Source organism: Pseudomonas sp. TH49 (assembly GCF_016650625.1).
GTDB classification, from domain to species: Bacteria; Pseudomonadota; Gammaproteobacteria; order Pseudomonadales; family Pseudomonadaceae; genus Aquipseudomonas; species Aquipseudomonas fluorescens_H.
Map to the genome: position 1 here is coordinate 899941 of NZ_JAEKFL010000001.1, position 13381 is coordinate 913321.

Genomic DNA, 13381 nt, shown 5'->3' on the forward strand with positions numbered 1-13381 from the left:
TCCGTAATCGGCAGTGCGCCATTCGCGAGCAGGCTCGCTCCCACAGTGGATCGCATTTCAACTGAAGGAATGCGCTCAAAATGTGGGAGCGAGCCTGCTCGCGAAGAGGCCAGCTCAAACACTACAAATTCTGAATCAAACCATCCCGCCCAGCTTCAACTCACTCTTCAGATACGCGTAATAAATCGGCCCCGCCACCACCCCCGGCAGGCCGAACGCGGCTTCGAACACCAGCATCGCCAGCAGCAGCTCCCACGACTTGGCACTGATCTGCCCGCCGACGATGCGCGCGTTGAGGAAGTATTCGAGCTTGTGGATAAAAATCAGATAGCCCAGCGCCGCCACCGCCACCCAGATCGACAGCGACAGACCGACGATGGTGATCAGCGTGTTCGACATCAGATTACCGATCACCGGCAGCAGGCCGAGCAGGAACGTCAGGACGATCAGGGTCTTGGTCAGCGGCAGCTTGATGCCGAACAGCGGCAGAATCACCGCGAGGAAGATCGCGGTGAAGAGGGTGTTCAGCAGGGAAATCTTGATCTGCGCGAAGACGATGTTGCGAAAGGCTTGAACCACCAGGTGCAGACGGTCGAACAGGGCGGCGGCCAGCGGTTTGCGCTTGGTCAGGTCCGGCACTCGCTGCAGAGCAATGATCGCGCCGAGGACCATGCCGATCAGCAAGGTGACGAACATGTGCGCCGCGTCCTTGCCCACCAGTTGCAGCTCGGCCAGGTGTTTGCTCGCCCATTCGCCGATGGCCACGCGAAACTCCGCAGCACTGGCCGGCAGGTAAGCATCGAGAAACGGTGGCAATTGCCCGCGCGCGCGGTCGACCACGCCCATGAATTTGTCGAGCGAGGCGCCCGGGTTTTCCGCTTCGTGCAGCAGGAAACTGATGGCGCCGGCAAAGATCAACGCCAGCACGCTGACCACCAAAGTGCCCAGCAGCGCCACCGCCAGCCAGCGCGCGCGCCGCCCTTCGATCAGCCGCTGCAGTTGCGGGGTGAGCATGTTGACCAGCTCGAACACCAGCAAACCGGCCAGCAGGCTGGGCAACAAGCGCAATGGCAACGCCAGCAACAAACCGCCGCAAATGATGATGCAGCTGACCCAAAACACAACATGACGCTCAGAAAACGTTGGCATACAGCCTCAAAACGAACGGCGTAAAAGGATTGGCAGTCTGCCAGCGTTCAGGGGAGAGCACTAGGGATATGCAGGGGCCTTTGTCGCGCTCAATGACCCCTTCGCGAGCAGGCTCGCTCCCACAAGGGCTACGCATTTCAATGTGGGAGCGAGCCTGCTCGCGAAGAGGCCGGCCCGTTCACCGCAAATCCTTGCTGATTACTTTTTCTTCAGGCAATCACTCATGAAGGTCTTGCGCGCATCGCCGGTCAGGGCTTTGGTTTTCGCGTCGGCGTTGCAGGTCTTCATTTTCTCCTGCTGCGGGGTCAGCACCTTGGCGTCATTGGCGGCCGGTGCAGCCTTGAGACAGCTGCTCATGAAGGTTTTGCGCTCGTCGCCCTTGAGGCTCTTGGCGGTAGCGTCAGCATTGCAGGTGGTCATTTTGTTCTGTTGCGCCGTGGCGGCGAAACCCTGGGAACACAGGAGCAGACCGATGATCAACAAAGGGACACGCAACATCTTCATGGAGTTTTCTCCTTGTCGCCGCATCGATGGATGCGGCCTCCGCTGAAGTGTAGCCAAATCTTGTTACACCTTCCTGCCCTCCAGATGGCTGCGTCGGTATTGCTCCGGCGTACACCCGGCTTGACGGGCAAACATGGCGATGAAGGCCGAGCCGCTGCTGTAGCCGAGGTCGAAGGCGATTTCCTGCACGCTGCGGGTACTTTCCAGCGCCTCGATGGCTGCCAGATAGCGCAGACGCTGGCGCCATTCGCCGAAACTCATCCCCAGTTCACGCACGAACTGCCGGGCCAGCGTGCGCTCGCTGACGTGTACCTGAGCCGCCCAGTGCGCCAGTGGCTGGTTATTCCCCGGATCAGCCTGCAATGCATCGAGAATCGCCAGCAACCCGGGGTTGCGCGCATACGGCAGATAACACTCATGCACCGGCGCCTGTTGCAGTTGATCGACCAACACTTGGGCCAGACGCTGGTCAGCGTCGAGTTCGGGAATCTTCACGTCGCGGGCGGCGAAGTCCTTGAGAATCGCCTTGAGGATGTCGCTGATCGCCAGGGTGCAGGCGCGCGGCGGCAGATCGGCACAGACTTTGGGATCGAGGCACACCGCGCGGTAGTTGACCGGTTGGTGGCTGTAGAAACTGTGCTCGACCTGCGGCGGCACCCACACCGCATAGTGCGGCGGCGACATGAAGCGGCTGCCGTCGACGTCCATGTGCAGCACGCCGTGGGCCGCGTACTCCAGCGTGCCCCACGGATGACGGTGCGGCGCCGCGTATTCATGGGCGTTGAAGTCGGCATAGCGAAAGTACACCGCCGACGGCAGTTCGCTGAAATCCAGCAGATCGATGTGTTTGCTGTTCATGCTGTCCGGTTGCAGAGGCAGGTTGTCCGGTTCGCAGTATAGGGCTGCATCCAGACAGGCGATAATCACCGTTCATCAACGTTCTGGTTTTAACCCATGCAATACGCGTTTCCGCTGCTGGCGATTTTCATCTGGGCCGGCAATACCGTGATCAACAAATTGGCGGTCGGGGCAATCTTCCCCGCCGAGATCGGTTTCTATCGCTGGCTGCTCGCCGGGCTGCTGTTCACCCCGTTCATGCTCAAAGCGGTGATCGCGCACTGGCCGCAGATCCGCCCGAATCTGGGCAAGATCTTCATCCTCGGCGTGCTCGGGATGGCGGTCTATCAAAGCCTCGCCTACTTCGCCGCGACACTGACCACGGCGACCAACATGGGCATCATCCTGTCGCTGATGCCGCTGATGTCGCTGGCCATGGCCATCATCAGCCTCGGCCAGCGCCTGACTGCCGGTGCGCTGTTCGGCGCGGTGCTGTCGTTCGCCGGCGTGCTGGTGGTGGTGTCGTCCGGCAGCCTCGGCGCGCTGCTGCAACATGGAGTGAACCTGGGTGACGCGATGATGCTGATCGCTACCCTGGCCTACGCGATCTACAGCACCCTGCTGAAAAAATGGCAGCTGCGCCTGCCGCCGCTGGTGTTGTTGTACCTGCAGGTGCTGGTGGCGATTGTGGTGCTGTTTCCGCTGTACGCCGCCTCGCCGAAAACCGGCTTCACCGCGCAGAACATTCCGCTGGTGCTGTACGCGTGCCTGCTGGCCTCGATGCTCGCGCCACTGGCGTGGATGCAGGCGGTACAGCGCCTGGGGCCGAGCCGCACAACCTTGTTCTTTAACCTGCTGCCGCTGATTACCGCGCTGATTGCGGCGGTGGTGTTGAAGGAGCAGTTGGCGATGTATCACCTGGTGGGTGGGGTGTTGACGTTGGGCGGGGTGATTCTTTCCGAGCGCTGGACCACGGTATTGGGCCGCCGGATCAGCGTTGCCTGATCTGGCCCTGTGGTGAGGGGATTTATCCCCGATGGGCTGCGCAGCAGCCCTTGTTTTGAGATAAAAAGCGGGGCCGCTGCGCGCCCCATCGGGGATAAATCCCCTCGCCACAAATGCGAGTCACACGCCTGCAGCCTTGAGCCGCGCCGCATGCTCGACAAACAACCGCACCGGATCCGCCCCCTTCCCCACCAGCCCCAGCGACTGATTGACGATGTCGAAGTGATCCAGCGGATAGTCATCGCCAATCACCGTGCCGAGGTGCGAGCTGTAGCGTCCGACCATCCCGTCACACTGCCCCGGCTCGCGCACGAAGGTTTTCGCAAACAGGCGACAGCTGCGATTGGTGCCGTCGAACAGGTTGCCGCCACGATCGGTCTTGCCCGGCTGCAACGTCCCCGACCACGAGTAATAACGCACGCCGTTGACCTCTTCCGGCCCGTGACCGCCCCATGTCTCGGGCAGGCCCTGTGGATAACGCTGATTGAACAGCGCCACGCCTTCACGGGTCAGCGATTGGTGCGAGGCGTGGATGTCCACCGGCAGTTTCGGCCCGCGGTAACCGGTTTCCAACAACGCCATCAGCCAGCCGACAACACGCAGCAGCACCTCAAGCACGCGGCCCTTGGCGCTGTCCGCCGGATAGTGTTTCTGCAGATAGTCGGCCAGCTCCGAACCATGATTGGGTCCGGCCACGGACGTCACCGAAGCCACCAGATCCGGCCGTTTGGCGGCGGCATAACGTGCGGTCAGCGAGCCTTGGCTGTGGCCAAACAGATTGACCCTCGCGGCACCGGTCTCGCGCAGAATCTCGTCGATGCGCGCCAGCAGTTGCTCGCCGCGCACCTCGGTGGAGTTGAGCGGCGACACCTGCACCGCAATCACCGTCGCCCCGCCACGGCGCAACGCCTTGATGATCCCGTACCAGTACGGATACAGCACCAGCCGGATAAACCCGAGCATGCCCGGGACCAGCACCAGTGGATAACGTGTCGCCGTAGCGTGTGACATGGGCAAACATCCTTGTGGTCGTAAGTGGATGCCAAACGTGCAAAACGCCCGCCAAGCCTCCTCCTTGATGATGACAACGCCACCTTCAGCCTACTTCAGGCCCACTCCCCCCGCCACAATCAGTCCTACCGACCGCAAGCGATGAAGAGCATTACACCCCGCAAGCGGCGATTGCCACGCAAGGTCTGGGGCTGACGCCAAGGTCGCACGAAATCCCATAAAACTTTTTGCATCGCGCAGGACTCACAACTTGGGTAAACGATCACGCCTGTAGAGCGTGGCGCCATTGGATTAGCCTCCTGGAGATCAATATGAGCGACGACCTGCACTTGTCAGATGTCAAAACCCTGCGCGCACGTGCGCGGCAACACGTCGAGAACGGCGCGGTAACCGAAAGCTACAGCGCTAACCGTGAGGAGGTGCTGCGCTTGCTCAATGAATCGCTGGCCACCGAACTGGTCTGCGTGCTGCGCTACAAGCGTCACTACTTCATGGCCAACGGTCTGAAAGCCAACGTGGCCGCCGACGAATTCCTCGAACACGCAACCCAGGAAGCACAACACGCCGACCGTCTGGCCGAGCGCATCGTGCAACTGGGCGGCGAGCCAGAGTTCAATCCGGACCTGCTGTCGAAAATGTCCCACGCCCAGTACGTGGCCGGGAACACTCTGAAGGAAATGGTCTACGAAGACCTCGTCGCCGAACGGATTGCCATCGACAGCTACCGCGAAATCATCCAGTACATCGGTGAGAAAGACCCGACCACCCGCCGCATCTTCGAAGACATCCTGGCGCAGGAAGAAGAGCATGCGGATGACATGGCCGACATTCTGAAAGACCTGTAAGCCTTCAAAACCGCCTTCGCGAGCAAGCCCGCTCCCACAGTTTTTTCACTAACCTGTGGGAGCGGGCTTGCTCGCGAAGGGGCCCTGTCAGTCACCGATCATTTTGTTGGCTTGACGGTCACTGGCGCCTTGCCCGACTTCATCTGCTCCAGCAACGGCGCGCACTGATTCGGCTCACCACCGCTCGGCGCCACCAGCGCCAGCAGCCCGGCCGCCGGCGCTGCAATCACGCCCAGCGCCACCATCCCCGCCCCGCGCAACATCAACGGCACGGCCTTGACCCCGGCGTCCGGCTTGATGAACTTGCCACGCACGTACAACGGTGAACGCAGCGAAATCAGACGCCAGCCCTTGGATTCCGGCGTTACAGTCAGATCCAGTTGCTCGGTGGCCATGTTCGCGGTGCCGTCGATGTAGATGATCGCGTTTTCGGTATCGAACACAAACAGCCGCGTGCTCGCCAGGCCGGTCTTGATATCGAAGTCCGCCGCCGCGCAGTTGATCTTCACTTCCTTGTCGCCGAAGACTTTGCCGACCACGTAGTTGCCGACGTTGAGCCCCGCCAGTTCCATCAGTTCACGACTGATTGCACCGTCGTTGATCAGCATCTTCAGGTTGCCGTTGGCCCCGCCCAGCAGTTTGGCTACGGAGTTGCCGCGCCCGCTGATGTCGGCATCGCCATTGAGTTCGCCGAAACTGGTTTTCATCGGCTCGAAGGTCGGGAACAACTGCTTGAGCTTGAACCCGCGCGCGGTCAGTTTGGCCCGGCCTTCCAGCGGTTCGGTGCGACCATTGAGGCGGATCTGCGCATCCAGCTTGCCGCCGGCCACGCCGAAGCGCAGCGGTTCGAGGCTGAGCTCGCCGTCGTTGAGTTTCAGGTGGGTATAGAGGTCGGTGAACGGCAGTTTTTCGCTGTGGACGATGCGCTTGCCGGTGAACTCGACGTCGGCATCCATCGCGCGCCAGCGGTCGGTCTTGAACTCTTCCACCGGCAGCACTTTGTCGGTCGGCTGTTTGCTCTCGCCGCCACGGGCCTTTTGCTTGTCATTCGAGTCGGCGCCGATCAGCGGCGCGAGGTCGGCGAACAACAGTTGATTGGACAGCAACGCGCCGCTGAGTTTTGGCCGTGGCTGGCTGGCGATGTAGGTCAGGTCACCGTGAATGTCGCTGCCACCGATCTTGCCGTTGAACTGCTCATAGGTGAATTTGGCGCCAGCGGCGTCATGCAACTTGGCAATCAGATGACCGTCGGTGGAATACGGTGGCGTATCCGGCAGGGTCACGCCGGTCAGTGGATAAAGGTTGCCGAGGCTGGCGCCGGCCAGTTTCAAACGCAGATCGAGGGCGCCGAGGTTCAGCGGGTCGGTCAGGGTGCCGGCCAGTTCGATGCTGGTGGCGCCGATCTTCGCCTGCGCCTGCAGCGGGAACGGCTTGTTCGCATCCTGCAACGCCAGCAGCCCGCCGATCTTGCCCTGGCCGGTGAGATTCTGGCCGTGGTATTGGCCTTTGACCTTCAGCGCAAACGCATAGTCCTGAGGCGCGGCACCCTTGTCCTGGGCGGTCTTCGCGGCTTTGTCACCGACGATCTCGCTGAACGGAATCGGCTTGCCCAGCGGATCGATCACCACGTCGAGATTGGTCTTCAGCGTCTGGTCATCCAGGGTGACGTGGCCCTTGTCGAAACCGATGGCACCAATGTCCACCACCCAGTTCGACGGTTCGGCATTCGGGTCCTTCGGATCAAACTTGAACGTCCAGTTGGCACGACCATCGGCCAGACGCTGCAGTTGCGCGTTGGGTTCGGTCAGGTCGATGCGCGGGATCGTCACCCGTTGCGCCAGCAGGGCCAGCGGCGAGATGCGCAGTTCCACGCGTTTGAGCGTGACCATCTGCGGCTGCTTCGACCAGTCCGGGTTGCCCAGCGTCAGGTCTTCAGCCACCACATGCGGCCACGGCACCCAGGCCCGCCAGCCACCCTCGTCCGGCTCGCGTTGCCAGATCACTGCGAGGTTGCCGTTGATGGCGAACGGTCGATGCAGTTCTTCCGAGACTTTGGCGTTGAGCGGCGGTTTGATCCGGTTCCAATCGAAGAACACGATGATCAGAACCAGTACCGCCAGCAACAGTACGAGGATGGCGAGGGTCCAACTGAAGATTTTTCCGGTGCGCGTCATGCACAAAACTCCTGATGACGACCGCACGCCGACTTCGCGACGCACAGCTGAAACGGCGGGCCAAAGCGGCCCTCATGAAATCTACGACTGGCAAACAGTGCGCAGGTTTAATCGGAATATAGATTCCGCGGCAAAAAATCGCGCGAATGCTGACCGATTGGTCGAACAGCATTACCGCCACCCGCACATTTGCGAGGCGCGAGTGAGTCGAAAATACCCACTGCGGTGCAAAACCAGCGCCCGCAAACGCCCGAGCTAGAGCGCCTCGGCAGAACAATCAATTCTGTTGATTATTACCATTGCGTTTATGAACTTTTATATCGACTTATCGAGAGTAGCATTGGCTTCGTACCCACTTTATCGCCCTCCCAAGGAGCAACCCATCATGAAACGCCAATTACTGCTCAGCCTTACCCTGTCGATGCTAGCCAGCACTGCTTTCGCCCTGCCCGCTGCCGATCAGGCTACCCCACAAGTAAAAACCAGCCACTCGGTGTTCAGCCAGACTGTTGCTGCTGACGGCGGTGACCGCACTCCACAAGGTCAGACCCTGGCTGAAAACGGCCGCAATCGTCTGGAAGAAAAAGGCCTGGTACAAGATGGCTACGACAAGACTCCACAAGGTCAAGCTGTAGCAGAAGGTGGCCGTGACCGTCTCGAAGAGAAAGGTCTGGTTCAGGACGGTTCCGATCGCACTCCACTGGGCCAGGCTCTGGCCTCTGATGGCAGCGACCGCACTCCACAAGGTCAAACCCTCGCTTCCGACGGCAGCGACCGCACCCCACAAGGCCAGACCCTTGCCTCCGACGGCAGCGACCGCACCCCACAAGGCCAGACCCTCGCTTCCGACGGCAGTGACCGCACTCCACAAGGCCAGACCCTCGCTGAAGGTGGTGGTGACCGTGTGATCGAACGCAATAGCGCTTTGAGCTAAGCCCATGGCGGCCTGGAAAAAAAGCCCGATCAGCCGATTGGGCTTTTGACTTTTTCAGCCCCGACCAATCGCAAAACCGCATTTCCCCCCATCGACTCTCCCCCGACGTTCGACGCCAGCAAAGCCGATTTGCTAGAGTGCGGCGCTTGTCCCGCTCAAGAAAACGCCTTTGCGATGCTGCCCCGCGCCGAACAGAAACAACAGACCCGCAACGCCCTGATGGACGCCGCCCGCCATTTGATGGAAAGCGGCCGAGGATTCGGCAGCCTGAGCCTGCGCGAAGTGACCAAGACCGCCGGCATCGTGCCCACCGGTTTCTACCGGCATTTCGCCGACATGGACGAGTTGGGTCTGGTACTGGTCAGTGAAGTCGGCCAGACCTTCCGCGAAACCATCCGCCTGGTGCGCCACAACGAATTCGTCATGGGCGGCATTATCGATGCGTCGGTGCGGATCTTCCTCGACGTGGTCAGCGCCAACCGTTCGCAATTCCTGTTTCTCGCCCGCGAGCAGTACGGCGGCTCGCAGCCGGTGCGTCAGGCGATTGGCCGACTGCGCGAGAACATCAGCGCCGACCTCGCGGCCGACCTGAGGCTGATGCCCAAGCTGCAGCACCTGGACGCGGCCGGCCTGAGCGTGATCGCCGACCTGATCGTCAAATCGGTGTTCGCCACCCTGCCGGACATCATCGACCCGCCCGCCGAAGCCCTGCCGGAACATCTGACGCCACAGGCAAAGATCACCCAGCAACTGCGCTTCATCTTTATCGGTCTCAAGCACTGGCAAGGGCTGGGCAGTACCGAGTAACTCGCCTTTTTTCAAACACAACGCAAATTCCCTGTGGGAGCGGGCTTGCTCGCGAAAGCGGTGTATCAGTCAACAATAAAGTGACTGACCTACCGCTTTCGCGAGCAAGCCCGCTCCCACATTGGTTTTGCGCCGCCCATATTTGGTGCATGTAAAAATCTTCACGCACCAAAACCTTCCAAAATTCTGCAACATCTTGAAACATCCACTACGCTCCGACAGGGATTTCCTACATCTCGGCCGGTTGGCAAGCCCCTTGCTCTAGCCCTCTCTACAAGTCCACTGCTGGAAGCTTTCCGATGCTGGTGATTCATCGCAGAATCGACCCTCAACCTGTCTGGTCCGCCGAGTTGCACCTGACCTTCGAAGCGCGGAGCAAGAGCCGTTTGCGCTGTTTCAGTGCCGAGGGCGAAGACGTCGGGTTGTTTCTGGAGCGCGGTCAGGCACCGTTATATGACGGCGAATGCCTGCAGGCCGAAGACGGCCGCATCGTTCGCGTCTGCGCTCGCCCCGAGCAACTGCTCCACGTCACCTGCGCCAACGCCTTCGAACTGACCCGCGCCGCCTATCACCTCGGTAACCGCCACGTTGCCCTGCAAGTCGGCGACGGCTGGCTGCGCCTGCTTGACGATTACGTGCTCAAGGCGATGCTCGAACAGCTCGGTGCGCAGGTCGAAGCGATTGAAGCGCCGTTCCAGCCGGAACACGGTGCCTACGGCGGCGGCCATCATCATTCGCGGCACGGCGACGAGGACTTCAACTACGCGCCGAAACTGCACCAGTTCGGCGTTCGTTTATGAACCCAGCCTGGGCGCTGTTGCGCCTGGCCAGTCCGCAACTGCCGATTGGCGGCTACAGCTATTCGCAAGGCCTGGAAATGGCGGTGGATAACGGCCGCGTGCACAACCCGGACAGTGCCCGGCGCTGGATCAGCGATCAATTGCTGCTCAACCTCGCCCGTTTCGAAGCGCCGCTGCTGCTCGCCCATTGTCAGGCCGCTGCCGACGAAAACTGGCCCGAGTTGCTGCGCATCTGCGAAACCCACCGGGCCAGCCGCGAGACCCGCGAACTGCATCTGGAGAGCCGGCAGATGGGTTACTCGCTGCAGCAGTTGCTCAACGGTTTGCCGGAACTCGACGCGCCGGCCCGCGGCTTTCTTGAGCAATGCGCGGAACCGCATCTGGCCCTCGGCTGGGCACTGGCTGGCCGCGCCTGGCAGATCAGCCCGCAGGACGCCCTCGCTGCGTGGCTGTGGAGCTGGCTGGAAAACCAGCTCGCGGTGCTGATGAAAACCCTGCCGCTGGGCCAGCAAGCCGCCCAGCGCCTGACCAGCGAATTGCTGCCGCTGCTGCAACAGGCGCAGCAGGACGCCAGCCAAATCAATCCCGAACACATTGGCAGCGCCGCGTTCGGCCTGTCCCTGGCGTGCATGGCGCATGAGCGCCAGTACAGCCGACTTTTCCGTTCCTAGGGCCTGTCATCTTGGAGAAGCACATGAACACACAACCCCTGCGCGTCGGTATCGGCGGCCCGGTCGGTTCCGGCAAAACCGCGTTGACCCTGGCCCTGTGCCTGGCGCTGCGCGACCGCTATAACCTGGCCGTCGTCACCAACGACATCTATACCCGCGAAGACGCCGACTTTCTGGTGCGCAACGAAGCGCTGGCGCCGGAGCGGATCATCGGCGTGGAGACCGGCGGCTGCCCGCACACGGCGATCCGCGAAGACGCCTCGATCAATCTCGAAGCGGTCGATCAACTGAACCGGCGCTTTCCGGGGCTGGACCTGATTCTGGTGGAGTCCGGCGGCGACAACCTGTCGGCGACCTTCAGCCCGGAGCTGTCGGACCTGACCATCTACGTGATCGACGTCTCGGCCGGCGACAAACTGCCGCGCAAGGGCGGGCCGGGGATCTGCAAGTCCGACCTGCTGGTGATCAACAAAATCGACCTGGCGCCGCTGGTTGGTGCCTCGCTGGAAATGATGGATAGCGACACCAAGCGCATGCGCAACGGCAAGCCATTCGTCTTCAGCAACCAGAAAACCGGCCAGGGCCTGGAAGACATCATCGCCTTCATCGAGCGCCAGGGCCTGCTGAGCGCCGCCTGATTCAATGACCAACAAGGAAGCTTATCCATGACACTCAAACGCATTCTCGGCGCCGTGGCGCTGCTGCTGACCCCGGCCCTGGCCTTCGCCCACCCGGGCCACGGCGACAGCGGCTTGATCGCCGGCATCAGCCACCCGATCGGCGGCCTCGACCACTTGCTGGCGATGGTTGCAGTCGGCCTGTGGGCCGCGCAGCAGCAAGGCGCGGCACGCTGGGCGCTGCCCTGCACATTCGTCGGCACCATGCTGATCGGCGGCATGCTCGGTTTTGAAGGGCTGCAACTGCCGGCGCTGGAAAGCGGGATTGCGGCTTCGGTGCTGGCGCTGGGCCTGGCCGTGGCGTTGGCGGTGCGTCCGCCGCTGGTAATGGCGGTGGCGGCGACGGCGTTGTTTGCGCTGTTCCATGGTGTGGCGCATGGCCTGGAACTGCCGGACATGAGCAGCCCTTGGGCGTATGCCGCCGGTTTCGTCGCGGCGACGGCGGCGCTGCATGCGGCGGGTTATGGCCTAGTGCGCGTGTTGCCTCAGGCTGCTGCACCATTGGTGCGAGTGGCGGGGGCTGCTTCGGCGGTGACCGGTGCATGGTTGCTGGCCGGCTGATCTTTATCGCCTGAACCGGCCTCTTCGCGAGCAAGCCCGCTCCCACCCTGGATTTGCGGTGTACACAAAACCTGTGGGAGCGGGCTTGCTCGCGAAGGCGGACTGACAGACACCGCGTCTCATCAGGCCGTCGCTCTGCTACCATGTCGCGCAATCGCCCCAGCCGTGACGACGTCCGCCAATGCCCCATGCTTCCCGCTCCACCTCTCTGCCCGAATTGACCGCCCTGTTCAGTGATGTGCAACAGCACTTTCTGAACGTGATCGTGCCGCTCTGGCAAGGCCCGGGCTGGAACGCCGACATGGCGCTGCCCTACGAAGCACTGGACGCCGCACACCATCCGCTGCCGCCGCAACGCTACCGGGCGATGGCCTGCGCACGGCAGCTGTACCTTTTTTCCAGCCTGATCGGGGTTGTGGATAACGCCGAGGTGCGCGCCGCCGCGCTGTTCCGCTCGCTGCAACGGCATTTCCACGACGCCGAGCACGGCGGCTGGTTCTACAGCATCGACGCGCAAGGCAAGCCGCTGGATCAGCGCAAGGATCTCTACACCCACGCTTTCATCCTGTTCGCCTGCGCCCATTACTGGGCCAAGTCCCGCGAGCCGCTGGTGGAGTCCACACTCAACGCCGCACTGGAAGTCATCGCCCGGCGTTTCGCTACCGGCGATGGCTTGTACGAAGCGTGCCTGGACCGCGACTGGATCACCCTGCAAACCGGCCCGCTGCAAAACCCGCTGATGCACCTGGCCGAAGCGTTCCTCGCCACCCTCGCGGTACGCGAAGACGCAGCTACGCAGCAAGCGCTGGTGGAGTTATGCACAGCCATGCACAAGCAGTTCGTCGACCCGCAGCATGGCGTGCTGATGGAGAAACCGCTGGGGGCTGTGGGTAACTGGTACGAGCCGGGGCATCAGTTCGAATGGTATTTCCTGCTTGAGTCTTCAGCCCTGCTGCGTGGTTCGAAACTGCATGCAGCGCTGGACCGGGCATTCGCTTTCACCGAGCAGTTCGGCGTTGAACAACCTTCAGGTGCAGTGCGGGCGATGCTCGATCTGCAACTGGACGGTCGCCCGAAAGATTCGACTCAGCGGATCTGGGCTCAGGCTGAATACCTGCGCGCGCTGACCTTGCGTGCGGGCAGCGAAGCTACAGTGCTGCGCCAGTTGCAGGCGCTGCAGCAGCGTTTTCTGCATGCGGGCGGGTGGCATGAATGCCGGGATGAGCAGGGAGAGGTCAGCCGCAAGGACATGCCTTCGACGACGCCTTATCACTTGGCGACGTGCTACAGCGGTTTAGCCGAATATCTGCGTTGATTGAAAAATAGCTTTCGCGAGCAAGCCCGCTCCCACATGGGAATTTCGCCGAACACATAATCTGTGAACAGCTCGGATCCCTGTGGGAGCG

General features: G+C 61.7%; 14 protein-coding genes. 9 read left to right on the plus strand and 5 right to left on the minus strand.

All coding sequences use genetic code 11. From position 1 onward, the window contains the following. Positions 1-135: 135 nt before the first annotated feature. The 3 genes from JFU48_RS04190 to JFU48_RS04200 all read right to left on the minus strand — a co-directional run bounded on the left by JFU48_RS04190 (position 136) and on the right by JFU48_RS04200 (position 2511). Positions 136-1149, minus strand: a complete 1014-nt coding sequence (locus JFU48_RS04190) for an AI-2E family transporter (protein WP_003221195.1) — start codon at positions 1147-1149, stop codon at positions 136-138. Between the two features lie 198 nt (positions 1150-1347). Next, on the minus strand, positions 1348-1653 hold the full coding sequence (locus JFU48_RS04195) for a PsiF family protein (protein ID WP_201135925.1): 306 nt from the start codon (positions 1651-1653) through the stop codon (positions 1348-1350). A gap of 63 nt (positions 1654-1716) precedes the next feature. After that, positions 1717-2511 (minus strand): AraC family transcriptional regulator, encoded by a 795-nt coding sequence (locus JFU48_RS04200; RefSeq protein ID WP_045122700.1) that lies wholly within the window; start codon positions 2509-2511, stop codon positions 1717-1719. A 96-nt stretch (positions 2512-2607) separates the two neighbouring features. On the opposite strand from JFU48_RS04200, the gene JFU48_RS04205 reads away from it, so the two are divergent. Further along, positions 2608-3495, plus strand: a complete 888-nt coding sequence (locus JFU48_RS04205; protein ID WP_003221189.1) for a DMT family transporter — start codon at positions 2608-2610, stop codon at positions 3493-3495. A gap of 120 nt (positions 3496-3615) precedes the next feature. On the opposite strand, the gene JFU48_RS04210 is transcribed toward JFU48_RS04205, so the two are convergent. Next, positions 3616-4506, minus strand: coding sequence for an esterase/lipase family protein (locus JFU48_RS04210; protein WP_201135926.1), 891 nt, complete (start codon positions 4504-4506; stop codon positions 3616-3618). A gap of 311 nt (positions 4507-4817) precedes the next feature. On the opposite strand from JFU48_RS04210, the gene JFU48_RS04215 reads away from it, so the two are divergent. After that, a complete protein-coding gene (locus JFU48_RS04215) occupies positions 4818-5351 on the plus strand; it encodes a ferritin-like domain-containing protein (protein WP_103520993.1) in 534 nt (177 codons plus the stop codon). A gap of 98 nt (positions 5352-5449) precedes the next feature. Here the strand turns inward: JFU48_RS04215 and JFU48_RS04220 are convergent, their stop codons facing one another. Next, complete coding sequence (locus JFU48_RS04220; RefSeq protein ID WP_201135927.1) at positions 5450-7525, minus strand: AsmA family protein; 2076 nt, start codon at positions 7523-7525, stop codon at positions 5450-5452. A gap of 385 nt (positions 7526-7910) precedes the next feature. Here JFU48_RS04220 and JFU48_RS04225 point away from each other — a divergent pair, with 385 nt between their 5' ends. The 7 genes from JFU48_RS04225 (at position 7911) to JFU48_RS04255 (ending at position 13290) form a co-directional block, all read left to right on the plus strand. Then, positions 7911-8459 (plus strand): hypothetical protein, encoded by a 549-nt coding sequence (locus JFU48_RS04225; protein ID WP_201135928.1) that lies wholly within the window; start codon positions 7911-7913, stop codon positions 8457-8459. Positions 8460-8633: 174 nt separating this feature from the next. Next, entirely contained in the window at positions 8634-9266 is a 633-nt protein-coding gene (locus tag JFU48_RS04230; RefSeq protein ID WP_045122272.1) for a TetR family transcriptional regulator, read from the plus strand. Positions 9267-9565: 299 nt separating this feature from the next. After that, entirely contained in the window at positions 9566-10066 is a 501-nt protein-coding gene (gene ureE, locus JFU48_RS04235; RefSeq protein WP_201135929.1) for an urease accessory protein UreE, read from the plus strand. Beyond that, the gene (locus tag JFU48_RS04240) at positions 10063-10737 is read left to right on the plus strand and encodes an urease accessory protein UreF (protein WP_201135930.1); all 675 of its coding nucleotides are present in this window, start codon (positions 10063-10065) and stop codon (positions 10735-10737) included. The genes ureE and JFU48_RS04240 overlap by 4 nt, the downstream gene beginning before the upstream one ends. Positions 10738-10760: 23 nt before the next feature. Beyond that, a complete protein-coding gene (gene ureG / locus JFU48_RS04245; protein WP_201135931.1) occupies positions 10761-11375 on the plus strand; it encodes an urease accessory protein UreG in 615 nt (204 codons plus the stop codon). Between the two features lie 27 nt (positions 11376-11402). Further along, complete coding sequence (locus tag JFU48_RS04250) at positions 11403-11975, plus strand: HupE/UreJ family protein (protein WP_003221174.1); 573 nt, start codon at positions 11403-11405, stop codon at positions 11973-11975. Between the two features lie 181 nt (positions 11976-12156). Then, a complete protein-coding gene (locus tag JFU48_RS04255) occupies positions 12157-13290 on the plus strand; it encodes an AGE family epimerase/isomerase (RefSeq protein ID WP_201135932.1) in 1134 nt (377 codons plus the stop codon). The last annotated feature ends 91 nt before the right edge of the window (positions 13291-13381 follow it).

Bases quoted from the DNA above. Each gene is read 5' to 3' on its own strand.
- JFU48_RS04190 (WP_003221195.1), bottom strand. From the start codon at position 1,149: ATGCCAACGTTTTCTGAGCGTCATGTTGTGTTTTGGGTCAGCTGCATC.
- JFU48_RS04195 (WP_201135925.1), bottom strand. From the start codon at position 1,653: ATGAAGATGTTGCGTGTCCCTTTGTTGATCATCGGTCTGCTCCTGTGT.
- JFU48_RS04200 (WP_045122700.1), bottom strand. From the start codon at position 2,511: ATGAACAGCAAACACATCGATCTGCTGGATTTCAGCGAACTGCCGTCG.
- JFU48_RS04205 (WP_003221189.1), top strand. From the start codon at position 2,608: ATGCAATACGCGTTTCCGCTGCTGGCGATTTTCATCTGGGCCGGCAAT.
- JFU48_RS04210 (WP_201135926.1), bottom strand. From the start codon at position 4,506: ATGTCACACGCTACGGCGACACGTTATCCACTGGTGCTGGTCCCGGGC.
- JFU48_RS04215 (WP_103520993.1), top strand. From the start codon at position 4,818: ATGAGCGACGACCTGCACTTGTCAGATGTCAAAACCCTGCGCGCACGT.
- JFU48_RS04220 (WP_201135927.1), bottom strand. From the start codon at position 7,525: ATGACGCGCACCGGAAAAATCTTCAGTTGGACCCTCGCCATCCTCGTA.
- JFU48_RS04225 (WP_201135928.1), top strand. From the start codon at position 7,911: ATGAAACGCCAATTACTGCTCAGCCTTACCCTGTCGATGCTAGCCAGC.
- JFU48_RS04230 (WP_045122272.1), top strand. From the start codon at position 8,634: ATGCTGCCCCGCGCCGAACAGAAACAACAGACCCGCAACGCCCTGATG.
- ureE (WP_201135929.1), top strand. From the start codon at position 9,566: ATGCTGGTGATTCATCGCAGAATCGACCCTCAACCTGTCTGGTCCGCC.
- JFU48_RS04240 (WP_201135930.1), top strand. From the start codon at position 10,063: ATGAACCCAGCCTGGGCGCTGTTGCGCCTGGCCAGTCCGCAACTGCCG.
- ureG (WP_201135931.1), top strand. From the start codon at position 10,761: ATGAACACACAACCCCTGCGCGTCGGTATCGGCGGCCCGGTCGGTTCC.
- JFU48_RS04250 (WP_003221174.1), top strand. From the start codon at position 11,403: ATGACACTCAAACGCATTCTCGGCGCCGTGGCGCTGCTGCTGACCCCG.
- JFU48_RS04255 (WP_201135932.1), top strand. From the start codon at position 12,157: ATGCCCCATGCTTCCCGCTCCACCTCTCTGCCCGAATTGACCGCCCTG.